The following is a 22,778-nucleotide window of genomic DNA, read 5'->3' as shown; positions in this document are numbered from 1 at the left end:
CGTTCGCGCCGTGCTGAGCCTGGAGGCGGTCAGCTACCGCTACGCCGGGGCGCAGGCGCCGTCGCTGGTGGACGTCTCGCTGGCGCTGGGTCCGGGCGAGGTGGTGGGCCTGGTGGGTGCCAACGAGGCCGGCAAGACCACCACCTGTCTGGTCGCGGCCGGCCTGGCGCCACGGGCCATGGGCGGAGCCTTGAGCGGGCAGGTGACCGTCGGGGGGCGGCGGCTGGCTGACGTGCCTCCCGGCGAGGTGGCGGCCGTGGTGGGCATCGCCTTTGGCAGCGCCCAGCTCAGCGGGATCTGCTCGACGGTCTACGAGGAGGTCGCGTTTGGACCGATGAACGTGGGACTGCCGCGGAACGAGGTCATGGCGCGCACCGTGCGGGCTCTGGAGGCAGTGGCCATCGGGGACCTCGCCGCGCGCGACCCGGCGCACCTGTCCGGCGGCCAGCGGCAGCTGGTCGTCCTGGCGGGCCTGCTGGCGATGGAACCTGAATACCTGGTGCTGGACGAGCCGACCGCCCACCTCGACCCGGCGGGCACCGGCCTGATGGGCACGGCGATCAGCCGCCTGGCGGCGGGCGGCGCGTCCATCCTGATTGCCGAGCACAAGACCGATCTGCTGGCCGCCATCTGTGGGCGGGTGGTCGCCCTCGACCAGGGGCGGGTGGCGCTGGAGGGCCCGGCGGAGTCGATTCTCGCGGACCCGCAGCTCGAGCGCCTAGGGGTGGACCCCCCGACATCGGTCCGCCTTCGACGGCTGGCCGAGGCGGCGGGAGTGGACCCGATCCGGCTGGAGGTACCGGCGTGATCGAGGTGGCGGTCGAGGAGCTCGTCTACACCTACCCGGGTGGAGTGCGCGCACTCGACGGCGTTACGCTCCGGGTTGGAGCCGGCGAGTCGGTGGCCCTGGTGGGCCAAAACGGGTCGGGGAAGACGACCCTGGTTCGCCACCTCAACGGATTGCTGCGTCCGACCTCGGGCCAGGTGCGGGTGGGCGGTACCGATGCGTCGGGCCGGCGGGTCGCCGAGCTGGCGGCGCAGGTAGGACTCGTATTCCAGGAGCCCGACCGCCAGATCTTCGCGGGGAGCGTCCGGGGCGAGGTGGAGTTCGGGCCGCGCAACATCGGGCTCCGCGGCGAGGCGCTCGAAGCCGCCGTCCAAGCAGCCCTGGAGGCGGTTGGCCTGGCCGGCGCGGAGGCGACCAATCCGTACGACCTGGGCGCGTCGCGTCGAAAGCTGCTGGCCGTTGCGTCGGTGCTGGCCATGGGCACCCCAGTCCTGGTCCTGGATGAGCCGACCACCGGCCAGGACCGGGTCGGGGTGGGGCGCATCCGCCAGGTGGTGGCCGACGCCCACGCGGCGGGTCAGACCGTGATCGCGGTCAGCCACGACCTGCGCTTCGTGGCCGACGTCTTCGATCGGGTCGTCGTCCTGCGGGCCGGCCGGGTCGTGCTGGATGCAACGCCGGAGCGCGCCTTCGCGGCTGAGAACTGGGAGACGCTGCGCGGGACTGGACTCGAGCCGCCCACGGCCGCCGTGATAGCCAGTCGGTTGGGCCTGGAATCGGTCGCCACCGAGGATGCCCTGGTGGCGGCCATTGCCGCGCGGGCGGCCTAGGAACCCGGGGTCAGGGGGCCTTCGGCGGCGGCAGGAGCCGGCCCAACGCGTCGACGCGTTCGTTGGCCGGAAGCTCATCGCGGTGCCGCCGTCCGCCGGTCGGACCGGGGATCGGCTGGGCCATGACCGAGTGGGGGACTTCGTCCAGGCGCTGCTTCACGCCGCGCAGACCCAGCTCGCGCAACGCCGGGGCAAAGCGCTCGGCGATGGCCCGCTCGCGAAGGAGCCCGAACAGCAGCGACGGGTGCGCTCGATTCAGCAGCTCGAGAGCCCGCGCGGTGTCGGTGGCGTTCACCTGGTTGCGCCCGAGCTGCGCCTCCAGGGTGTCGAGGGCGCGGTTCACCTCGCGGCGGGTGCCGCTGCTGAACGTGACCCGGTTGGCCACAATGCGCGTCTGACGGAGCGCGGCGCGTGCCGCCTCGTCGCGACTGCCGGGCGCGGAGGTCATGGTGACGGGCATCTTACGGGGTGGCCGCTCGCCGGACCGACCTGACGCCGTGTCACAGTCGTTCGTGGTATCGCGCTATCGTGCGGCACGATGTCACGAAGGGATGTGACGCACGCGGCAACGCCGCTAACGGACGCCCGCGAGGCGACAAAGGAACACCGTGCGGGCTGATGGGGACTGGCAGGCAGCCATCGCCTCGGCCCTGGCCACCGTCCCGCGCCCCATCGCCGTCGACCCGCGCTTGGCGCCCCGCCGGGTGGTGCCCGATCCGGCGGACCCCGACCTCGACGACCCGCGGCGCTGGGACCGCAGCCGTTTCCCGACCGCCCGCCAGGCGGCGACCCTTCTGCTCATTTACCCCCACCACGGGGAGCTGCTCATCCCGCTCACCGTCCGGCACCACGCGCTCCCCGATCACCCCGGCGAGATCAGCCTGCCCGGCGGAGCCGTGGATCCGGGTGACGCGTCGCTGGAGGCCACTGCCCTGCGCGAGGCGTTCGAGGAGATCGGCCTCGATCCCACCGGGGTGCGGGTCGTCGGTCGCCTGGACCCGGTCTGGATCCCGATCTCGAACTTCGAGCTCACCCCGGTAGTGGCGGTGACCGAGGTTCGCCCCGACCTGATCCCGCGCGAGGAGGAAGTCTCCGCACTCATCGAATTCCCGGTCCGCCTCCTGATCGAGGGCGCGGTCGGCGTGGAGGAGATCACGGTGCCGGGCGCCGTCCTCCAGACCGGCGTGTACCGATGGGGCAGCCACCGGGTGTGGGGCGCCACCGCCCGCACCCTGTCTATGCTCGGTGCAGTCCTCGGTGCGACATCTGCATCGGCTAGCTAGCGCCGACGCTACTGCGGTGGCACGTCGTCGACGCGATACCAGATGACGGGGGGGCATTCGAACCGGCCGTCTATGCACCGGCCGGGTGCCTCCCCTGTCTCCCGATCCTCGCGGAGCCGGATGCGCCCGTCGTCATCCCATTCGATGAACATCACCATCGTGCTGTACTCACCGAAGGGGAACACGGTGTGCTGGTACACGATGACGACCTCGAACTCGATCGTGAAGTCCGAGCTCAGACGGCCGCTGAGGTTGCTGATGACTTCCGAGCCATCGGGGTCGACCCCCGTCACGGAGCCGTAGACGCAGCCTCCCACCTCGTTCAGTAGGGCGACCTCGCTGGCGTTGAACAGGGTGGCCGAGCCGGTCCACTCGCCGTTCAGGTCGATCCGTTCTCCGGTAGGACTGCGCAAGTCGATCGTCTCGCAGCCCGGCGGCAGTCCGCTCACTGCCGCGGTCGTCGCCGATGGCTCGGCCGCCGAGGGGCTGGCCGATGGGACGGCCGCACAGGCCGTGACCAGGCCGGTCACCACGACCAACCACGCAAATCGCATTGCGAAACGGTAGCGCACGATCTCGAGGGCGGTGATCAGGACGGCGGTGCCTCGTCGACGCGGTACCAGATCACGGGGTTAGGACAGTAGCCTTGTATGCACCGGCCAGCAGCCTCGCCCGGCTCGCGATCCTCGCGCAGCCTAATTCGGCCGTCGGCATCCCACTCGATCCTCATCACCATCGTGCTGTAGGTACCCAACGCGAAAATTTGCGGCTGGGAAACGATCACGGTCTCAAAGCCGATCCTGAAATCGGAGCCGAGATGGCCGCTGAGATTGGTGAGACTCGCCTCAACCTCCGCGTCCCTAACGAATGTACCGACCACGGAGCCGTAGACACAGTCCCCGATCTGCTGCAGCCAAGCCGACTCCGATTCTCCGGCCAATATGCCAGTGCCCGCCCACTCCCCGGTCAGGTCGATCCGTTCTCCGGTAGGACTGCGCAAGTCGATCGTCTCGCAGCCGGGCGGCAGTCCGCTCACTGCCGCGGTCGTCGCCGATGGCTCGGCCGCCGACGGGCTGGCCGATGGGGCCGCCGTGCACGCCGTGACCAGGCCGGTCACCACCATCAACCATGCCCACCGCACCGCTGAAAGGTAACGCACGACCTCGAGGGCGGTGATCAGGACGGCGGAGCCTCTTCGACGCGGTACCAGATCACGGGGTTAGGACAATAGAGTTGGGGGTTGGCAATGCATCGGCCAGCAGCATCTCCTGGCTCGCGATCCTCGCGCAGGTGGATTCGGCCGTCGGCGTCCCACTCGATCACCATCGCCATGGTGCTGTACTCGCCGAATTCGAATACCGCGTCCTGGAAAACCATGACGACCTCGAAATCGATCCTGAAGTCGGAGCCGACGCGGCCGCTGAGATTGGTGAGGCTCGCCTCCTCCAACTCCGCGTCCCTGACGAATGTACCGCCCAGGACCGATCCGTAAACGCAGTCGCCGATCTGGTTCAGCCAGGCCCGTTCGATTGTATTGGCCAGCTCGCCACTACTACCCGCCCACTCCCCGGTCAGGTCGATCCGTTCTCCCGCAGGACTGCGCAGGTCGATGGTCTCGCAGCCGGGCGGAAGCCCGCGCCCAGGGTTCAACGAGGGCAATGGCTCCGCATAGGACGGACTGGCACCCGGAGCTGCCGGGGCCGACGCGCAGGCCGTGAGCGCGGCCATCATGGTCGCTACAACCAAGCTCCGTGGCATCAACCTCAGCCTACCTCTCACGGCATCAGCGGCGGGAGTTGACGCGAGTCTTCGCCGCGGCCAGCAAGCGCAGCAGCTCCCCGTGGTGCGGCTCCGGGGCGGCCACCACGTTCAGGGTCGGTCCCGGTCGGTCCGCGTCCCACCACGGCCCGCCGGACAGGTTGGTTACCACCGCCCCGCCGCGCTCGGCGATGAGCCCGGCGGCGGCCACGTCCCAACGCGACAGGCCGCCGTTCTGGACGAAGGCGTCGAACCGCCCCGCCCCCACCGACGCCAGCGAGAGCGCCGCGCTCCCCATCCGGCGATGGATCCGGATTACCGGCGCGATCCGTCGCTCGCGGGCCAGACCGCCGGGGCCCAGGATCGCGAGGCTCACGACGCAGTCCCCCAGGGCGTCCTTGGTCGACGCGCGCGCCAGGCTGCCGTTCAAGCGGGCGGCGCTGCGCACGGTGGCGGTGTACAGGTCGCCGCGCAGCGGGTCGAACACGACGCCGAGCACCGGCATCCCGTCCTCGACCAGGGCCACCGACACGCAGAAATACGGGATCCCGTTGGCGTAGTTGACCGTGCCATCCAGCGGGTCGATGGCCCACCAGCGCCGCGCGCCATTTGGTCCGCCAACCCGGTCCGCACCGGCCTCCTCGGCCAGGATCCCGTCCTCCGGGAAGCGGCGCCGGATCCGCTTCGCGATCAGGGCCTCGGACCGGAAATCGACCTCGGTCACCACGTCGCGGCGGCTTTTGTGGCGCACCCGGCCCACCCGCCCGTACGACTCCAGCACCAGCGTCCCCGCACTGCGGGCCAGCCGAACCGCGAACTCCAGCTCATCGGCGTACCGATTCACCCCGGCATGCTAGCCGAGGCGCCGACCGGCTAGGCTACGCCCATGCCGCAGCTCCACCTTCACGCCGAGCCGGGCGACTACGCCCCGCTGGTCCTGCTGCCCGGCGATCCGAATCGGGCCACGACCATCGCATCCCGCTTCGACGGCGGCCTGGAGGGCGCTCGCCTGGTCAACCAGAACCGCCTGCTGCTCGGCTACACCGGCACCCTGAACGGGCGCCCGGTGAGCGTTCAGTCAAGCGGCATCGGGACGCCGTCGTTCTCGATCGTGGTGGAGGAGCTGCTGCGCCTGGGAGCCCGGCAGCTGGTCCGGGTGGGGACCTGCGGCGGCATCGGTCCCGGCGTCAAGACCGGCGACCTGGTCATCGCCACCGCCGCCTGTCCGGTGGACGGGGCGACCCGCACCTACCTCCACGGGGAGGCGTACGCGCCGGCAGCCGACTTTCGGCTGACCCACGCGCTGGTGCATGCCGCCGAGAAGCTGGGGATCGCCGCCCACATCGGTCTGGTGGCATCGGTCGACGTGTTCTACAACCCGGATGACGACTATGCCCAGCGCTGGCGCGACCGCGGAGTGCTGGCCTTCGAGATGGAGGCCAGCGCGCTGTTCTTCCTGGCTGCCCGATCCCGGGTCCAGGCTGCCTGCGCCCTGGTTGTCAGCGACGTCCTGTCGGAGACCGATACCTCCGAGGAGACCTATGTCAGCCCCGAGCAGCTGGCGGCCGCGGTCGATCGCATGACCGACCTGGTGCTCGCCGCGGACCTCGATTAGGCGGCGGACCTCAGCGGTTGGGTCGGAGCAGGAGCGGCGCGGGGCAGAAGAAGACCGGATCCGGGCAGCGAGGGCCCTGGACGCCGGCGATACGGTCCTCACGAAGGGTGACCTTGCCTGCCTGGTCGAACTCGATGAGCAGTCGGACCGGGGCAAAGTATTGGGGCGCTGCGAAGTCGGGGGGTGGACCGAGTAGGACAATCGTGCCGTCGATCACGAAGTCATTCGCCAGCCTGCCCTGGAGTGCCTGGATGGAATGCGGGCCGGCCAAGAACTCGTCGTCTGTGTAGAGATCGTTGATGCCGGAGCCCCAGATGCAATCCCCGAGGGCCCGGATCCACCATGTGGATGGTTGACCGCCTTCCTTCTCATCCTGGATCCAGATCCCTGTGAGATCGACGGCTTCCCCGGCGGGAGACCGAAGGTCGATCAGCTCGCAGCCCGGGGGCAGGTTGCCGACCTCCGCCGCGGGACTCCCGGTCAGAGCAGGCACGGATGAAGGTAGCGCGGAGGAGGGGGTGCACGCGGCGACCAGGCAGGCGGCACAGACGAGGGCCCGCAGCCACGCTTTTGAAGCGCTCATCGGCTCGGTCGGAGAAGGAGCGGCTGCGGGCACACGGCGAGAGGCTCGGGGCACCGAGGACCCTGGACACCGGGGATGCGGTCCTCACGGAGAGTGACCTGGCCCGCCGGGTCGAACTCGATGAGCAGTCGGACCTCAGCGAGGGTTTGCGGAAGCGCCATGGTGGGGCGTGGACCGAGGAGGACGATTGTGCTGTCGATTACGAAGTCGTTGCCCACTCTCCCCTGCAGTCCCTGAACGGAAAACGAAAGGGCGAAGAGTGGGTCCTCGGTGTAGTCATCGAAGATTCCGGTGCCCCAGATGCAATCCCCGAGCGTCTGGATCCACCATTTCGATGGTAGACGGCCCTCTTTGTCATCCTGGATCCAGATTCCGTTGAGATCGACGGGTTCCCCGGCGGGAGACAGCAGGTTGATCGGCTCGCAGCCCGTGGGCAGATTGCTGACCGCCGCCGCCGGGCTCTCGGTCGGCACCACCGATGTCGGAGGCCCGGAGGCGGGCGTGCACGCGGCGAGCAGGCAGGCGGAACCGACGAGGGCGCACAGCAACGCCGTTCGAGCAGCCATGGATCGAGGATAGGCCAGTCCGACGTTAGCGGTCTGGTCGGAGCAGGAGCGGCGGAGGGCAGTACCCGACCGGATCCGGACAGCGGGGACCCTGGAGGCCGGGGACGCGGTCCTCACGGAGCGTGATCTCGCCCGCTTCGTCGAACTCGATGAGCAGTCGGACCTCGGCAAAGGATTGCGGCACTGCGAAGTCGGGGTATGGGCCGAGGAGGACGATCGTGCCGTCGATCACGAAGTCGGTGCCCAGCCTGCCCTGGAGCGCCTGGACGGAATCCGCTCGGGCCAGGAACGCGTCGTCGGTGTAGACATCGTAGGTGCCGGCGCCCCAGACGCAATCCCCGAAGGCCCGGATCCACCATGTGGATGGTTGACGGCCTTCTTTCTCATCCTGGATCCAGATCCCCTCGAGATCGACGGCTTCCCCGGCTGGGGATCGCAGGTTGATGGGCTCGCAGCCGGGGGGCAGGTTGCCCGCCTCCGCCGCGGGACTCTCGGTCGGAGGCACAGTTGAAGAAGGCGCGGTGGTGGGTGTGCACGCGGCGACCAGGCAGGCGGCAACAACGAGGGCCCGCAGCCACGCCGTTCGAACGGACATGCGACCGAGGATACGGCAGGCCTAGTGCGGGGGAAACTCGGTACGAAGGCTGGTCCGCTCCAACGGAACCGTATTCGAATGCTCCGAAGGGTCGGAGTCCATTACCCCGGACGGGACCTCGATCGTCGTCTCACCATCCTCCGCGAACTCCACCTGAAGCACGAGGTCCGTAATTGCCCCATGCAGCGGAAGGCCGGGGGCATCCAGGACCCAGGTCCAGGTCCAGCGCCCGACTACAGAGAAATCGGGGCGCAGGTCGCCGCTGAACACGAAGCGGTGACTCTCTCCAATGGATTCTCCCCCGTACCCGCTGAGGCCTTCGATCGTTACGCAGCTGCCCGATTGCGTCACAAACCACAGATTGTTCAGGCCTTCCCAGGTCCCGGTCAGATTGACGGTTGTGCCGTCGGGGCCTCGCAGGTCGACGCCGGCACACGCGCTCGATCCATTCGTGGTGGGCGAAGGGCCGATGATCGATGGCGTCGGCGTCGGGGCGCAGCCGGCTAGCAGGGCGACAAAGCCAGCCGTCGCGAACCAATCAGCTGATCGCATGATCGACTGAGGATACGGCGCGATTCGACCGGCGGGCGTACCATCGGAGCCGTGACCACTACGAAGCCGGCTCCCGCCGCCGAGACGACCGACTTCCTGCCCCTCAAGGGCATTGACCACGTCGAGTTTTGGGTCGGGAACGCGAAGCAGGCGGCCCATTACTTCCGCACCCTGTGGGGATTTACTCCGGTCGCCTACGCGGGCCTGGAGACCGGGGTTCGCGACCGCGCGTCGTACGTCCTGGTCCAGAACGACATCCGCTTCGTGATCACGGCGCCCATCAGTCCCGAGGGCGAGGTCGCCGAGCACGTCCGCAAGCACGGTGACGGGGTCAAGGACATCGCCTTCGCGGTCGATGACGCGGAGTCGGCATGGCGCGAGACGACCACCCGCGGCGCCCGCTCAGCCCAGCCGCCTACCGAGATCCCAGGCGACAAGGGTGTCCTCCGCACGTCCGCGATCCACACCTACGGAGAAGTGGTCCACAGCTTCGTCGACCGCCGAGACTATGCGGGGACCTATGCACCTGGCTACCACCGGATCAAAGACCCCGCAGCGCCGGGGACGGGTCAGACCCTGCTCAACATCGACCACTGCGTCGGGAACGTGGCGCTGGGCGACATGAACAAGTTCGCCGACTTCTACCGCGAGGTTCTCGGGTTCAGCCAGCTGGTCCACTTCGACGACAAGATGATGCACACCGAGTACAGCGCCCTGATGAGCAAGGTCATGCAGAACGGCGACGGGCGGATCAAGTTCCCGATCAACGAGCCCGCCGAGGGCAAGCGCAAGAGCCAGATCCAGGAGTTCATCGACTACTACCTCGACGCCGGCACTCAGCACATCGCCATGCTGACGACCGACATCGTGGGCACGGTTCGTACCTTGCGCGGCCGCGGAATCGAGTTCCTGGGCCTACCCCACGAGTACTTCGCCGCGCTGCCGGATCGGGTGGGCGACGTTGGCATACCGATGGACACGCTCGAGGAGCTCGGGATCGAGGCCGACCGCGACGAAGAGGGCTATCTGCTCCAGATCTTCACCAAGCCCATCCAGGATCGGCCGACGTTCTTCTTCGAAATCATCGAACGCCACGGATCGCGCGGGTTCGGGCTGGGCAACTTCAAGGCCCTGTTCGAGGCCATCGAGATGGAGCAGGCCAAGCGCGGCAACCTCTAGTCCTAGGTCGGAGACGGAGTCAGCGCGGGTAAGTCTTCGACCCGATAGAGAATCACAGGGGGAGGACAGTTCCTCCCTAGGGGGGTGGAGTAGCATCGAGGCCCTCCCACTCGCGGGTCGCGATCCTCCCGCAGCAAGATCCGCCCGTTGGCATCCCACTCGATGAGGAATCTGATCGGAGCGAGGTCAGCGGGCTCCGACAGGTACCCAGGGTCGAATCTGACGGCGACCAGCTCACCCTCAAGCACGAATCCGCTCGTGATCCGCCCACGCATGGTGCCGATGCTGCCGGTGACATCCGGATTCGTCCGGAACTTCTCATCCAGGATGGCCGCCGCTACGCAATCGCCAATCTGGCGCATCCATGTTGTCTCCGCCCTGCTCCCGAAGAAAAAACCGATGTCGGGTGGCGAGCGCCAGGCACCGGTCAGGTCAACCGGCTGACCGTCTGGGCCGCGCAAGTCAATCGGCTCGCACCCGGGAGCGAGCTGGCCGCTGATCGGCGGGCTTGAGGTCGGCAGCGTACTTGGCGAAGGCGATCCAACGGGCTCCGCGACGCACCCGGCAAGGAGTGATGCCGCCAGGATCGCGGCGCGAAGGCCACGCTTCCCCGCCGGGGTCATCACGGGGCGGGGGCGGGAAGGTCGTCCACGCGATACAGAATCACCGGTATCGGACAGAAGAGCTCTCCTTGGGCAAAGGAATAGCATCGGGGCCCCACGCCCGGGGTGCGGTCTTCGCGCAGCAGGATCCGGCCGTCTTTGTCGAACTCAATGCGCAGCCTGATCTGGACGAACACGGCCGGCGGCAGGGGGGATCCGAACCGTATGGAGACCAACTCGCCTTCAATCACGAAATCGTTGGTGACCTGCCCGCGCATGGTGCCGAGGTTGCCGGCCGGTAGCTCAAAGTCTCCGACGTAATTCGGGTCGGATCGGAACTCCTCGTCCATGATGGCGGCCCACACGCAATCGCCGACCTGACGGATAAAGGTGGTCTCGGTCGGGCTCTGGAAAAAGCCCACCCACGACTGCGGACCGGTCCAGGCGCCAGTGAGGTCTACGGGCTGACCGTCCGGGCCTCGCAGGTTGCTCGGCTCACACCCCGGCGGGAGATGGCCGCTGATTGGCTGGGTTGAGATCGGCGACGTGCTTGGGGATGGCGAGCGAACGGGCTCTCCGACGCACCCGGCGAGAACTATGGTCGCCAGAACGGCGGCGTGAAGGAGGCAGCGCCCTGCACACATGCGTCAGAGTATGGCCCTCGCCCGGGTCAAGACGGCGGAGCTGGTCAGGGATCGAAGCCGACCCGCCACAAGGAAGACTACCTGCTCCAGATCTTCACCAAGCCCATCCAGGATCGGCCCAGGTTCTTCTCTTTCGATCCGCGTGGGTACGATGTAGACGTCGCCAATTCGCAGGTCATGGCGTCTGCGTATCGGGGAGGGGGCCGGTTCTCGTTAGGTCCCGGGCGTACCAGTCCGTGGGCGCCAGTTCCGACATTCGCAGGCCCCGCAGGACGATGGTTTCCGTCCCCCCGACCGTCTCGAACACGACCTCGAATGCGATGAGACGCTCATATGGGGGGTTGTATGCCATCCCGGAGCTGGGCCGGATGATGCTTGCCCACTCGCCGCGAACGACGTAATCGGGGCCTTCGACGCCCAGCCGCCCCGCGAAGGTGTTCGAAAAGAAGTCTCCCGGTGACTGTCCCGGCCAGTTGCTGAGCCCAATCCACCACACGCACTGGCCGACCTGGCGGACGTAGAACAGGGTCGAGCCACCCGTCCAGGTCCCGGTCAGGTCCACCCGACTGCCCTGCGGACTCAGGAGATTCGGCTCTTCGCAGTCCAGGGACGCTGCGGCCGACGAAGAATTGGGCGTCGGCGTGGGCGCGACGCTTGCTGCCGGCGAACCGAGGTTGCAGGCCGCGAGTCCCAGCAGCGCGACGGCGACCACGGTGGCCACTCGCGAGCGGCGCGCGGGCCGCGCCCATCGTGGCATTCGCGGCGCCGGAGGTTCAGCGGGCTTGGAGGGCAGTCCCGGCATCGACCCGCGTGAGCACGCCCGTGGTGGCGTGGCCGGGCAGGCGGACGGTTGGTTTCTCATCCGTCTAGCATCCTCGCATGCTTGTCCCGCTGGAGCGCATTCGGTTCGCCGCTGAGCAGATCCGGGGGGTGGCGGTCCGCACCCCGTTGCTGCCCTGGGAAGACGGGGTCTGGCTCAAGCCGGAGAGCCTGCAACCGGTGGGCGCGTTCAAGATGCGCGGCGCCTACTTCCGGCTGTCCACGCTGACCGATGATGAACGCTCTGCTGGCGTGATCACCTACTCCTCGGGCAACCATGCGCAGGCGGTGGCAAGGGCGGCGCGGCTGCTGGGAATCCACGCCGTAATCGTGATGCCCGAGGACGCTCCGTCGCTGAAGATCGACCGGGTGCGAGCCGACGGCGCCGAGCTGATTCTGGCCGCACCCGGCAACGACGCCAGGCGGGCACTCGCCGAGAACCTGGCGGCGGAGCGCGGCCTGACGATGGTCGCGCCCTACGACGACCCCGAGATCATCGCCGGCCAGGGAACCTGCGGCCTGGAGATCGTGGAGGATCTGCCGAACGTCGGGGAGGTGCTCGTTCCGATCAGCGGTGGTGGCCTGATCAGCGGCATCGCGGCGGCGGTGAAGGCGCTGGCGCCCAAGGCCCGGATCGTCGGGGTCGAGCCGGAAGATGCGGCCGATGCGCGCGAATCCCTGGCCGCGGGCGAGGTCCGAGCCTGGCCGACCGAGCGCACGCACCAGACGATTGCCGACGGCCTGCGCGTGAACCGCCTCGGGAACCTTCCCTGGGCGCACATCCAGGCCCTCGTCGACGATATCGTGACCGTCTCGGACGACGACATGCGCGAGGCCATGCGTCAGCTGGCACTCCGGGCCCGACTGGTGATCGAGCCGTCGGGCGCGGCCAGCATGGCCGCACACCTGACCGGCGCCGCTGGGCCGGTCCACCCGCCACGCGTCATCGTGCTGAGCGGCGGCAACGTCGATCCGGAGCAGTATCGGTCCATCCTGGCCGGAGGCCGGTAGGGCATGACCGCCGATCAGCTGCGCCCCATCACTGCCCTCTTTGCCGACATCACCGGATCCACCGGCCTCGGGGAGCGCCTGGCGCCGGACGAGGTCAAGGCGCTCATCGGCGAGTGCGTCACCCGCATGAGCGGCGCGGTCGAGGATTTCGGTGGCACCGTGCAGGCCTACCAGGGCGACGGCATCTGCGCGTACTTCGGCGTTCCGACAGCCCACGAGGACGATCCGGAGCGCGCCGCGCGGGCGGCATTGCGAATCATCGACCTGATGGCGGCGTATGGCCGAGAAGTGGAGGCCGCGTGGGGCATCGCCGGCCTGGGAGTGCGGGTGGGGGTGAACAGCGGCCAGGCGGGCGTGGGGATGGTTGGGGCAGCGGACCCGCAGACCGTGGCCCTGGGGGATGCGACAAATATCGCCGCGCGGCTCGAGGCAGCCGCCGAGCCGGGGACGATCGCGGTCGGGGAGGCCACCGCGCGGCGTCTCGCCGGCCGCTTCATCACCCAGCCTCTCGGGCCGCTGCACGTCAAGGGCCGCGAGGAGCCGGTGAAGGCCTGGAGGCTGATCGGCCCGCAATCGGCGACCCCAACTCCTGGAGCCCCGGCTGCAGGAGCGCCAACTCCTGGAGCCCCGGCCGCTGGCGGCCCGGCGGCTGACCGCCCATTGGTCGGGCGCGACGTCGAGCTCGCACGCCTGACGACGACGCTTGACCAGCTGACCGCTGGCCAGGGCCAGGTGGTGCTCATCGTCGGTGAAGCCGGCCTCGGCAAGACGCGCCTCCTGGCCGAGATGCGCCGCCTCAGTCAAGGGCGGATGACCTGGCTCGAGGGGCACTGCCTGTCGTATGGCGCCCGCTCGCCCTTTGGGCCGTTCGTCGAGATGCTGCGGGGTTGGTTGGGCATCCCTGACGGAGAGCCCGACCTGGCCGTCCGGACCCGTCTCCGGGCCCGGCTGGGTGCTGACGGCGCCGATCGGCTCCCTGAGCTGGCCCGCCTCCTGGGCATCCGCCTGGATGCCGATGCCGAGGCCGTGCTGACGGAGCTGTCCCCGCCCGAGCTGGCCGCCCGATTGCGGGCCGCGTACGTCGGATGGTTGCGGTCGTTGGCCGCCAATGGGCCGCTGGCTGTCGCGGTGGAGGATGTCAACTGGGCCGACGAGTCATCGGCTGAGCTGGCGATCGATGTGATGGCCCTGACCGATCGGGCACCGATCGGCCTGATGCTGACCCTGCGGCCTGACACCGGGACGGCTGGCTGGGCACTGCGCACCCAGGCCCTCACCGACTTCAGCCACCGGTTGACCAGCGTCGACCTGCCGCCCCTCCACCTCGCGGCTGCGGAGGAGCTGGCGACCCTCCTCGTACCTGGGGAGGGGTTGGATCCCGGGACGCGCCGCACCCTGGCCGAAGTCAGCGAGGGCAATCCGCTGTTCCTCGAGGAGCTGCTGGCTCGCCTGCAGGAGACCGGCGCGCTGGCGCATCACGAAGCGTGGACCCTGACCGTCCCCCGCAATGTCCTGCCGCCAGCGCTGGAGGGGTTGCTGGTGGCCCGGATCGACCATCTCCCCGCCGAGGTGCGCGGGGTCACTGAAGCGGCGGCGGTGATCGGCCGTCAGTTCAGCCGCACCATCCTGGAGGGAGTGGTCGACGAGGTCGACCCCGCCCTCGAGGCGCTGCTGCGCGGCGGGATCATCGTCGAACGGGGACGCTATCCGGACCCGACCTACGAGTTTCGACATGGCCTGCTTCACGAAGCCGTCCTGGGCACCTTGACCGATGCCCGGCGGGCCGAGCTGCACCTGGCTACCGCCCGCGCCTGCGAAGCGCGGTACGCGGCTGCCCTGGACAGCCACCTGGAGGAAGTCGCCCATCACTATGCCCGGGCTCACGACCTGGGCAAGGCGCTCGAGTACCTCGAACGTGGCGCCGAACGGGCCGCCGAGCTGGGCGCCGATGACGAAGCCGGTCGTCTGTGGCTGCGCGCACTGCGGGCCGCCAATCGGCTCAACGACGAGGCCGCCGCGGAGCGCATCCGCGACCGTATGACGGCGGTCGCGCCGGAAGCCTAGTCCCGCGCGGTGATCCGGATCTGGTCGAGGAACACGGATCCCGGGGAATCGTCCATCGGGGTGAGCACCAGCCCGTTCACCCACGGCGCAACCAGTGCGTACCCGCTTTCCCATTGGAGGAACATCGCGGCTGGCTCGTCCACCAGCAGGCGCTGGGCCTCGGCATAGAGGGCCAGCTGGCTGTCGACGTCGCCGGTGCGGGCTGCCTGGTCGAGGAGCTCCTCGAACGCTGGGTTGCAATACGCCGCCCAGTTCGCCCGTTGCTGGCATCCCCACACCGGTTCGAGGTAGCTCTGGGGGTGCGGGTAGTCCGCGATCCACCCTACCCAGAACATGTCGAAATCATGCCCGGCAAAAAGCCGTTCGAAGTACTGATCGACCTCCAGGCCAACGAACTCGACCTCGATGCCAAGGACCGTTCGCCATTGCAGCTCCAGGTGACGCGGGCCCTCTCCGACCAGTGTGCCGTGGAGGAACGTCAGGTGGAGGTCCTCCGCATCTGTCAGCCCCAGCTCTTTGAGCGCCTGCGCCAGGCTACGACGGGCTTCGTCGGGATCGAATACGGATGCGAGGTCCGGATCGTGGCCAGGGACGCCCGGCGGAATGGGACTCCCGGCCACCGGGCCGTTGAATCCGACGATGGCGTTCAGCTCCTCGCGGTCGATGGCCAGGCTGAGCGCGCGACGGAGCTCGGCGCTGCGCGCGGTGAGGCTGCCTGGGGTGAGCATGTTGAATCCGATGAACCAGAAGGAGGAGCCCGGACGCGGTTGCGCCAGGGAATTGAGGTCCTCAGCCCCTGGGAGGGCCGGCACACCGAGGAGGTCGATCTCTCCCCGCCGGAATGCCTCGAGGGCGTCCTCGTCGGAGGAAAAGACGCGCATTTCGATGCGATCGAGCCCGGTCGGATCGCCCCACCACATCGGGTTCGGTTCATACGTCCGCCTCTGGTCGTGAACCCACTCGGTCAGCACGAAGGGCCCAGACGACACGAAGGCACCCCCCTCAGTGGCGCCTGGGCGTGTAATCCACGATTGGGGAACGGGGGCCAAAGCCGGGAAGTAGGCGACGGTCGCGAAGTAGGCCGCCGGCCTGGCGAGATCCACCTCGAGCGTTCGCTCATCGGGCGCCGAAACGCCGAGGCCGGCCAGCATCGAGTCGATCACCTCGTCCGCCGGGACGGAATCGGGCGTGAGCGCGAGAAGGTCTCCCGCGCCGACCAGATCGGCCAGCAGATATCCCCACCCGGACTCGATGCGTGGGTCGAGCAGACGCCGCCAGCCGTACACGAAATCGGCGGCAACGATTGGATCGCCGTTGCTGTAGCTGGCCTGGCGCAAATGGAACGTGAGATGGGTGCCCTCCTCACTCACGTCCCATGACTCGGCTATGGCCGGAACGGTGCGCATTTCCTCGTCCAGGCCTGTCAGGCCGCGAACAAGTAGATGCAGCGTTCCGTCGAAGTAGCCAGCGGGATCCAGCGAACCGACCTCGGAGTAGCTGAGCCGGAGGATCTGTTCGGGTTCGCCGCCTCGCCCGCTCGCGGTCGGTGCCTCGGATCCGCTTGGGCTCGCCTGGTCGCACCCGGCCAGGAGGAGCGCGGCCACCAGGAACAGTCTGCCCAGCGGTCTCAGGTGGATGCGTCCTCTCGAACCCAGCTCTTGGTGGGATGGATGTCGCCAGTGGAATCCCGGAGGTGAAGCTGGACCTCGAACATGCTACCAGCGGGCACAAACTCCAAGCCGACCGTGATGGCACCGCGACCGCCGTCGGGCAACTCGTCCCAGAGCCCGACGATCGTCAAGTCTGGGCGAATGTGGCCCGAGAAGGTCTCGATCCAGGACTCCCCGAGTGCTTCTCCCTCCTCTGCGCTCAGGCCGACCCACACCACACAGCTGTTCGTCTGTCGGACATAGAAGACCGATGGCCGTGGAACCGCGTTCGGATCGCCGCTGCCGATCCAGCGGCCGGTCAGAAACACGATTTGTCCGTCCGGGGCGTGAACCGGGACGTCCTCGCATTGAACCTGGGCCTCCGGCGAGGCATTTGGTTGCGTGGGGCCAGGGCTGGCCGGAACGCTCTCTCCCGCGCACGCGGTCAGGATGGCCACCGCGATGACCGCGGCTGCGGCCTTCTCCACTCAGCGCCCCGCCACAGCCACCCAGACCGTCTCGCCGGACACGGCGACGCCCACCGGCGCACCGCCGATGGCGATGATGGCCACGACCTCGTTGGTGGCGGGGTCGATCCGGGACACGGTCCCGTCGCCGGAGTTGGCGACCCACACCCCGCCCCCGCCGATCGCGATCGCGGCCGGCCGGGAACCCACCGGGACGCGGACAACCTGATCACGGGACCTGGTGTTGTACCGGACCACGGCGCCACCGGCGGCATCCACGATCCACAGCGCATCGGTATCCACATCGAGTGCCAGGGCGCCCGGGGTGAAGCCGAGCGCGATGGGAGCGTCGGCACTGGTGAGGCCGATCGCCAACCGCGACAGGCTCTGGTCCAGGCTGTTCGCAACCCACACCGCGCCGCCGCCGGCGGCCACTCCAACTGGCTCGGCGCCGACGCTGATTGGTTCGTTCTCCAAACGCAACCTTCCGGCGTCGATCTGGGTCACGCTGTCGGCCTGCGTATCGATGACCCATAGGAACGCGTCACCCAGCGCCAAAGCTCCGGGCCGGAAGAGAAGGGCCATCGTGGTGGGTCCCCTACCCGGGTTCTCAGCGTCGATCTCGGACAGCGTCTCCGCCGTCGTATTGGCGACCCACACCAGGCCCTCGGCCGCCCCGGCCACCACGGCCCCGGGCCCGGCCCCGACCGGAATGGAGGTCACCATGCGGGTCACCGCATCCACTCGCGAGACCTGGCTGGCCGAGAAATGGGTCACCCACGCCGCGGTTGGGTCGGCTGCGATCGCGGTCGGCTCGTTCGCGAGCTCAGCACCAAGCGAAGCTTGGTTGGTCGCGGTGTCGATGATCGCCACCCCGTTACCAGTGATCACCGGTGCCGCGGACTGGTTGCTCTGCCACAGGATGAAGCCCCCGATCGCCAGCGCCGCGACCACCGCGGCGGAACCGAAACCAGCCGCAAGCCGGCGGCGAGATTGCGCCGCGGAGCGGACCCGCCGGACCGCGACCGGTTGCGATCCGGTCCCCGTGGTCGCACCCGTGATCCGAACCAGCTCCTCGGCGAGGTCGCCGCACGAGTCAAAGCGCTCCGCAGGCTTCTTGGCCGCCGCCCGGGCCAGGGCCCCGTCCAGGGCGGATCGGAGATCCGGCTCCGCCGCGTCCCCGACACTCGGAAACGGATCGCGCAGGTGCGCATACAGGGTCGCGACATCGGTCTCGCGCTCGAACGGCCGATGCCCGGTCAGGCACTCGTAGATGAGGCATGCCAGCGAGTACTGGTCTGCCTTGGCGTCCACCGGACGGCCCTCGATCTGCTCGGGCGCAACGTACGCAATGGTCCCCAGGAAGGCGGACGATCCGGTCACGCCCGATTCGGACAGGACCCGCTTGGTGAGGCCGAAGTCCCCGAGATAGGCATGCTCGCCTCGGCCGGCGCCGCGAGCGGGGAGCAGCACGTTGCTGGGTTTGACGTCGCGGTGAACGAGACCGGCTTCGTGCGCGGCGTCAAGGGCGCTGGCGACCTGGGCCACGATGCGGGCCGTGCGTGCCGGCTCCAGTCGCCCGTCCCGCGTGATCAGGGTCGCCAGGTCCACGCCATCCACGAACCGCATGGCGATGTACAGGACGCCGTCCGCCTCCCCGGCGTCATAGATCGGGACCACGTTCGGATGGTCCAGCGAGCCCGCTGTCCGCGACTCGCGCAGGAAGCGCTCCCGGAACTTCGGCTCGCGCGCGATCTGGGGCGCTACGACCTTGAGCGCCACCTTGCGCCCCAGGCGCAGGTGCTCGGCCCGGTACACGACGCCCATCCCGCCCCGGCCAATGACCTCCTCGACCTGGTAGCCGGCGACCTCGCGCCCGAGGTAGCTGTCCGGATCGACGGTCATCGCGGCGCCTAGCTGTCCCGGCCCTGGAGCCCGCCAAGGAAGCTGACCGCGTTGGCGCCGATGGCGTCGAGGGCGTACCCGCCTTCCTGAAGAGCGATCACCGGCAGGTCCAGCGCACCGATCGCGGCCCCGATCCGGCGGTAGTCATCGGTTGTGATCGCGAAATCGGCAATCGGGTCGCGATAGAACGTGTCGAAGCCCACCGACACGACCACGGGCGCATCGGGGTCGTGGTCGCGGATAGCGCGCAGGCCAACCTCCAGGGCCACCAGGTAGGTGGCGAGGTCGGTCCCCTCCGGAAGCGGCAGGTTGACGTTCATGCCCTCGCCAGCGCCGAAGCCGGTCTCGCCCGCAAAGCCGGAGTAGTACGGATAGGCCCGGGCCGGGTCGCCATGAAGGGAGACGTACAGCACATCATGCCGATCCCAGAACAGCTGCTGGGTGCCGTTGCCGTGGTGGTAGTCGATGTCCAGGATGGCGATCCGCGAGGCTCCGCCTTTGGACAGGGCCTGCGCGACGATGGCCGCGTTGTTGAAGAAGCAGTAGCCGCCGTACAGGGCGCGGCCGGCGTGGTGGCCGGGGGGCCGGCACAGGCCGTACGCCAGGTGCGCCCCGCCCAGGGCACGGTCCATGGCGGTGAGGGCCACGTCGACCGCCACCCGCGCCGCGTGGTAGGTGCCGGCCACGATCGGCGTCGCGGTGTCAAATGTGTACGCGAACACCCGGTGGCCCGGTCCCGGCAGACCGGTTTCATGACCGGCTGCATACCCGGTCGTCAGGAACGTGCCCGGGATGAGCGGCTGGGTTCCGTCGGTGAGCCCGGCAGCCAGGGCCTCATCCCAGGCCACCGCCAGGACATCAAGCAGCGCGCGATCATGCACCGCCAGGATCGGCTCTTCGCCATGCTCGGTCGGGTCCTCGAACCGATATCCGCCCGCGTCCACCAGCGCCTGCTCGATCTCCACCGCGCGGGCCGGCACCTCGTAGCCGGGGATGGCGCGGCCGCGCTCGACCTCGACCAGGCCATCGTGGGCGAGATGGGCGTCCGATCGGATGACGGGGACCGGCATGGGCGCCTCGGAGTGTACGGGTAGACTGCCCGGACCGATGGGCAGCCTCGCCAGTTACCGGCGCGTCTTCGCCAACCCGGCCCTCGCGCGTCTCATGATCGGGGAGTTCGTGTCCTCCATCGGCGACTGGCTGTACCTGGTCGCGCTGCTGGTCGTGGTCTACAACTCCGGCGCCTCGCCCGTCGTGCTGGGGATCGTGGGGGCAGCCCGCGTTGTCCCCTACATCCTGCTCTCGGTCCCGGCCGGGATCGTGGCCGATCGGTACGACCGGCGCCTGATCCTGATCGTCACCGATCTCGCCCGCGGGGTCATCATGCTGGCGCTGACCGCGCTGACCCTGGTTGAGGGGCCGATCATCGCGGTCGTGGCCCTCAGCCTGCTGGCGGCCTGCTTCTCGGCCTTCTTCAGCCCCGCCATCGGCTCGCTGATCCCCAGCCTGGTGGCCGATGAGCGGGAGCTGGGCCCCGCCAATGCCGCCTGGTCGAGCCTGGACAACCTGGCGTTCATCATCGGTCCGGCGGTGGCGGCCATCCTCATCACGGTCGGCAGCATCCCGCTGGCCTTCTTTCTGAATGCCGTGACGTTCGTGATCATCGCCGCCGTCCTGTGGCGGCTGCCGAGGGATCGGGGACGCGCCGTGGCGGCGCACGCCGCCTCTACCGAGGCGAGCACGATTGGGTTCCGGGCGTCGGTCCGGCCGGCCATCCGACCCCTGTCCGGCCTGGGCGTGATCAACCTGTTCGACGGCTTCGTGTCCGGCGGGCTGGCCGTCCTGACCGTGGTCATCGCGGTCGAGGTGCTCGGCGCAGGCGACGCTGGGACAGGCTGGCTGAACGCCGCCATCGGGCTGGGCGGACTCATCGGCGCCTTCATCGCCGGGCCCATGACCCTCCGTCGGCGACTCGAGATCCCGCTGGCGGTGGGTGGTGTGACACTGGGCGTTGGAGTCATCCTTGTCGGCCAGTCGACGGTCCTGCTGGCGGCCATTGCCGCCATGGCGGTGGCCACTGCCGGCATGCTCCTGCTCGAGGTGGTGGCGACGACGATCTTCCAGCGGGCGGTCCCCGACTCCATCCGGGGGCGAACGATCGGCGCCATGGACACGCTGACCGTATCGGCCTATGCGCTGGGTGCGTTCCTGGCACCCATCCTGGCAGCCGCGACCGGTCCGGTCGTCGTCCTGCTCGGGTTCGGGGTCGCCATGGTTGCCGCCACGCTGGTCGGGACGGTCCTGGTGGGGAGGTCCGCAGCGTCGGAGATGGACCCGGGCGCCCAGCGGTTCGTCCGCATTCCGCTGTTCGATGGGCTGGCCCCCGCCGCGTTGGAGCAGGCCGCCCGCCACCTGACCCGCGTGCGCGTGACGCCAGGCCAGGTCGTCGTGCGCCAGGGCGACCCGGCTGACCGCTTCTTCCACGTCCTGGACGGTACGTTCGAGGTCGCCCAGACCAAGGACCCGGGTGGTGCGCCCCGGTTCTTGCGGACCCTGGGCCCGGATGACGTGTTCGGCGAGATCGGGCTGCTGCGTGGCGTCCCGCGGACGGCCACCGTAACCGCCACCGGCGACGGGACCCTGCTCGCCCTGGACGGGGGTCGCTTCCTGGAGCTGGTCGGCGCCGGCCCCGGCCTGACCTCGCGACTGCTGGACGTGCATCGTGGGACGTCGGCACGCCTGGACCGGAGCGACGAGTCTTTGACCGATGGCTGACGATCCGAGCCTGACCCTGTTGGCCCGATGCCCTCTGTTTGCGGGTGTCCTGCCCGATGACCTGCGGGACGTGGCGCGCCACCTGCGTCGCCGCCGCTTCCGCCGGGGCGAGGTGATCTTCCACCAGGGCGATCCGGGCGATGCGCTCCACATCGTGGCATCGGGGTCGGTCAAGATCGTGCTGCCCTCGGCCGAGGGAGAGGAGGCGATCATCGCCACCGTCCACGCGGGCGACTTCTTCGGTGAGCTTGCCCTGCTCGACGGGGCGCCGCGCTCGGCGACCGCGGCTGCGGTGGAGGTCACCGAAACGCTGAGCCTGCCCCGCGAGACGTTCCTGGAGGAGATCGGTCGCAGTGCGAGCCTACGGGACGTCCTGCTCCGATCGCTGGCCGGCGAGCTGCGCCGGTTGACGGGCCACGTCGAGGAGCTGCATTTCCTCGACCTTGCCGGGCGGTTGGCCAGCCGGCTGTTGAGCCTCGCCGGGGAGGCGGAGCCCGGACCCCAGCGAACGCCGCAGGGAACGTTGGAGGCAACGCTCGACTGGCCCTTCACACAGTCCGATCTGGCTGCCATGATTGGGGCCACGCGGCAGAGCGTGAACCGGCTCCTCAGCGACCTCGTCGAACGTGGGCTGATTCGCATCGACCGCGATACGCTGGTCATCACCGACCTCGAACGGCTGGAGCGGCAAGTCGCCCGCTGATTGGGTCGGCCAGTGTCACCCAGTTGACAGCCGGGCTGTCACCGAGGTGATCGAGAGGTCGGGGGACGCTAACCTACCGTCAGGCCTGAGGTTCCGGGCCACTCGGTCCGGAATAGAGAATCGGGAGGCACCAGTCAACTATGGATAAGAACATCAGAGTCCGGGGCAAGATCTCCGGGGACGACGACGTCGAGGGCCACGTCCATACGCGGGCCGCGGCCGACGCCGTCAAGCGGGCCGCCGCCGCCGGTGCGGTCAAGCGGGCCGCCGCCAATGCTCGCAAGCGCGAGACCGATGACGACACCGAGGGCCACGCCATCAAGCGGGCCGCCGCGGCAGCCGTCAAGCGCGTGAACACCAAGGCTCGCAAGCGCGAGACCGATGACGACAC

General features: G+C 68.9%; 26 protein-coding genes. 10 read left to right on the top strand and 16 right to left on the bottom strand.

Going from position 1 to position 22,778, the window contains the following annotated elements:
- Window positions 1-10: 10 nt before the first annotated feature.
- Together AABM41_03915 and AABM41_03910 are read left to right on the top strand one after the other, a co-directional pair.
- Window positions 11-808, top strand: coding sequence for an ABC transporter ATP-binding protein (locus AABM41_03915; protein MEK6191456.1), 798 nt, complete (start codon window positions 11-13; stop codon window positions 806-808).
- Window positions 805-1,617, top strand: coding sequence for an ABC transporter ATP-binding protein (locus AABM41_03910; GenBank protein ID MEK6191455.1), 813 nt, complete (start codon window positions 805-807; stop codon window positions 1,615-1,617). The genes AABM41_03915 and AABM41_03910 overlap by 4 nt, the downstream gene beginning before the upstream one ends.
- 10 nt (window positions 1,618-1,627) lie before the next feature.
- On the opposite strand, the gene AABM41_03905 is transcribed toward AABM41_03910, so the two are convergent.
- Window positions 1,628-2,065, bottom strand: a complete 438-nt coding sequence (locus tag AABM41_03905; GenBank protein ID MEK6191454.1) for a hypothetical protein — start codon at window positions 2,063-2,065, stop codon at window positions 1,628-1,630.
- Between the two features lie 160 nt (window positions 2,066-2,225).
- On the opposite strand from AABM41_03905, the gene AABM41_03900 reads away from it, so the two are divergent.
- On the top strand, window positions 2,226-2,900 hold the full coding sequence (locus tag AABM41_03900) for a CoA pyrophosphatase (protein MEK6191453.1): 675 nt from the start codon (window positions 2,226-2,228) through the stop codon (window positions 2,898-2,900).
- An 8-nt stretch (window positions 2,901-2,908) separates the two neighbouring features.
- Here the strand turns inward: AABM41_03900 and AABM41_03895 are convergent, their stop codons facing one another.
- The 4 genes from AABM41_03895 to AABM41_03880 all read right to left on the bottom strand — a co-directional run bounded on the left by AABM41_03895 (window position 2,909) and on the right by AABM41_03880 (window position 5,502).
- Window positions 2,909-3,454 carry a hypothetical protein gene (locus AABM41_03895; GenBank protein MEK6191452.1) on the bottom strand — a complete coding sequence of 182 codons (546 nt, stop codon included), beginning with the start codon at window positions 3,452-3,454 and terminating at the stop codon, window positions 2,909-2,911.
- Between the two features lie 35 nt (window positions 3,455-3,489).
- Window positions 3,490-4,017 carry a hypothetical protein gene (locus tag AABM41_03890; GenBank protein ID MEK6191451.1) on the bottom strand — a complete coding sequence of 176 codons (528 nt, stop codon included), beginning with the start codon at window positions 4,015-4,017 and terminating at the stop codon, window positions 3,490-3,492.
- A 59-nt stretch (window positions 4,018-4,076) separates the two neighbouring features.
- Window positions 4,077-4,550, bottom strand: a complete 474-nt coding sequence (locus AABM41_03885) for a hypothetical protein (protein ID MEK6191450.1) — start codon at window positions 4,548-4,550, stop codon at window positions 4,077-4,079.
- Between the two features lie 133 nt (window positions 4,551-4,683).
- Entirely contained in the window at window positions 4,684-5,502 is an 819-nt protein-coding gene (locus AABM41_03880) for an inositol monophosphatase family protein (GenBank protein MEK6191449.1), read from the bottom strand.
- 42 nt (window positions 5,503-5,544) lie between these two features.
- Between AABM41_03880 and AABM41_03875 the strand changes: the two genes are divergently transcribed.
- Window positions 5,545-6,273, top strand: a complete 729-nt coding sequence (locus tag AABM41_03875) for a purine-nucleoside phosphorylase (protein MEK6191448.1) — start codon at window positions 5,545-5,547, stop codon at window positions 6,271-6,273.
- Between the two features lie 10 nt (window positions 6,274-6,283).
- On the opposite strand, the gene AABM41_03870 is transcribed toward AABM41_03875, so the two are convergent.
- The 4 genes from AABM41_03870 to AABM41_03855 form a co-directional block, all read right to left on the bottom strand.
- Window positions 6,284-6,766, bottom strand: coding sequence for a hypothetical protein (locus AABM41_03870; GenBank protein MEK6191447.1), 483 nt, complete (start codon window positions 6,764-6,766; stop codon window positions 6,284-6,286).
- A gap of 86 nt (window positions 6,767-6,852) precedes the next feature.
- Window positions 6,853-7,422 (bottom strand): hypothetical protein, encoded by a 570-nt coding sequence (locus AABM41_03865; protein MEK6191446.1) that lies wholly within the window; start codon window positions 7,420-7,422, stop codon window positions 6,853-6,855.
- A gap of 25 nt (window positions 7,423-7,447) precedes the next feature.
- Complete coding sequence (locus tag AABM41_03860) at window positions 7,448-8,017, bottom strand: hypothetical protein (protein ID MEK6191445.1); 570 nt, start codon at window positions 8,015-8,017, stop codon at window positions 7,448-7,450.
- 21 nt (window positions 8,018-8,038) lie between these two features.
- Entirely contained in the window at window positions 8,039-8,569 is a 531-nt protein-coding gene (locus AABM41_03855) for a hypothetical protein (protein ID MEK6191444.1), read from the bottom strand.
- A gap of 51 nt (window positions 8,570-8,620) precedes the next feature.
- Here AABM41_03855 and hppD point away from each other — a divergent pair, with 51 nt between their 5' ends.
- Entirely contained in the window at window positions 8,621-9,748 is a 1,128-nt protein-coding gene (gene hppD, locus AABM41_03850) for a 4-hydroxyphenylpyruvate dioxygenase (protein MEK6191443.1), read from the top strand.
- A 2-nt stretch (window positions 9,749-9,750) separates the two neighbouring features.
- On the opposite strand, the gene AABM41_03845 is transcribed toward hppD, so the two are convergent.
- From AABM41_03845 to AABM41_03835, 3 genes are all read right to left on the bottom strand, one after another.
- Complete coding sequence (locus AABM41_03845; GenBank protein MEK6191442.1) at window positions 9,751-10,110, bottom strand: hypothetical protein; 360 nt, start codon at window positions 10,108-10,110, stop codon at window positions 9,751-9,753.
- Between the two features lie 260 nt (window positions 10,111-10,370).
- On the bottom strand, window positions 10,371-10,772 hold the full coding sequence (locus tag AABM41_03840) for a hypothetical protein (protein MEK6191441.1): 402 nt from the start codon (window positions 10,770-10,772) through the stop codon (window positions 10,371-10,373).
- Window positions 10,773-11,169: 397 nt separating this feature from the next.
- On the bottom strand, window positions 11,170-11,715 hold the full coding sequence (locus AABM41_03835; protein ID MEK6191440.1) for a hypothetical protein: 546 nt from the start codon (window positions 11,713-11,715) through the stop codon (window positions 11,170-11,172).
- 158 nt (window positions 11,716-11,873) lie between these two features.
- On the opposite strand from AABM41_03835, the gene AABM41_03830 reads away from it, so the two are divergent.
- A complete protein-coding gene (locus AABM41_03830; protein MEK6191439.1) occupies window positions 11,874-12,824 on the top strand; it encodes a threonine/serine dehydratase in 951 nt (316 codons plus the stop codon).
- 3 nt (window positions 12,825-12,827) lie between these two features.
- The gene (locus tag AABM41_03825; GenBank protein ID MEK6191438.1) at window positions 12,828-14,888 is read left to right on the top strand and encodes an adenylate/guanylate cyclase domain-containing protein; all 2,061 of its coding nucleotides are present in this window, start codon (window positions 12,828-12,830) and stop codon (window positions 14,886-14,888) included.
- Here the strand turns inward: AABM41_03825 and AABM41_03820 are convergent.
- The 4 genes from AABM41_03820 to AABM41_03805 are packed head-to-tail and all read right to left on the bottom strand — an operon-like array spanning window position 14,885 to window position 19,979.
- The gene (locus AABM41_03820; GenBank protein MEK6191437.1) at window positions 14,885-16,492 is read right to left on the bottom strand and encodes a peptide ABC transporter substrate-binding protein; all 1,608 of its coding nucleotides are present in this window, start codon (window positions 16,490-16,492) and stop codon (window positions 14,885-14,887) included. The two genes, AABM41_03825 and AABM41_03820, sit on opposite strands and share 4 nt — an antisense overlap.
- Before the next feature lie 23 nt (window positions 16,493-16,515).
- Window positions 16,516-17,025 (bottom strand): hypothetical protein, encoded by a 510-nt coding sequence (locus tag AABM41_03815; protein MEK6191436.1) that lies wholly within the window; start codon window positions 17,023-17,025, stop codon window positions 16,516-16,518.
- A complete protein-coding gene (locus AABM41_03810) occupies window positions 17,026-18,909 on the bottom strand; it encodes a serine/threonine-protein kinase (protein MEK6191435.1) in 1,884 nt (627 codons plus the stop codon).
- An 8-nt stretch (window positions 18,910-18,917) separates the two neighbouring features.
- Entirely contained in the window at window positions 18,918-19,979 is a 1,062-nt protein-coding gene (locus tag AABM41_03805) for a histone deacetylase family protein (GenBank protein MEK6191434.1), read from the bottom strand.
- Window positions 19,980-20,016: 37 nt separating this feature from the next.
- Between AABM41_03805 and AABM41_03800 the strand changes: the two genes are divergently transcribed.
- The 3 genes from AABM41_03800 to AABM41_03790 all read left to right on the top strand — a co-directional run.
- Window positions 20,017-21,684, top strand: a complete 1,668-nt coding sequence (locus tag AABM41_03800) for an MFS transporter (GenBank protein ID MEK6191433.1) — start codon at window positions 20,017-20,019, stop codon at window positions 21,682-21,684.
- Window positions 21,677-22,387: a Crp/Fnr family transcriptional regulator gene (locus AABM41_03795; GenBank protein MEK6191432.1), complete on the top strand. Its 711-nt coding sequence runs from the start codon at window positions 21,677-21,679 to the stop codon at window positions 22,385-22,387. The genes AABM41_03800 and AABM41_03795 overlap by 8 nt, the downstream gene beginning before the upstream one ends.
- A gap of 140 nt (window positions 22,388-22,527) precedes the next feature.
- The coding region (locus tag AABM41_03790) for a hypothetical protein (protein ID MEK6191431.1) at window positions 22,528-22,778 on the top strand (251 nt) is incomplete at its 3' end.

The organism is Chloroflexota bacterium (assembly GCA_038040195.1).
Lineage (GTDB): Bacteria > Chloroflexota > Limnocylindria > QHBO01 > QHBO01 > DASTEQ01.
Note: the sequence above shows the minus strand (reverse complement) of the source record. Positions and strands in the feature narration are given on the sequence as shown.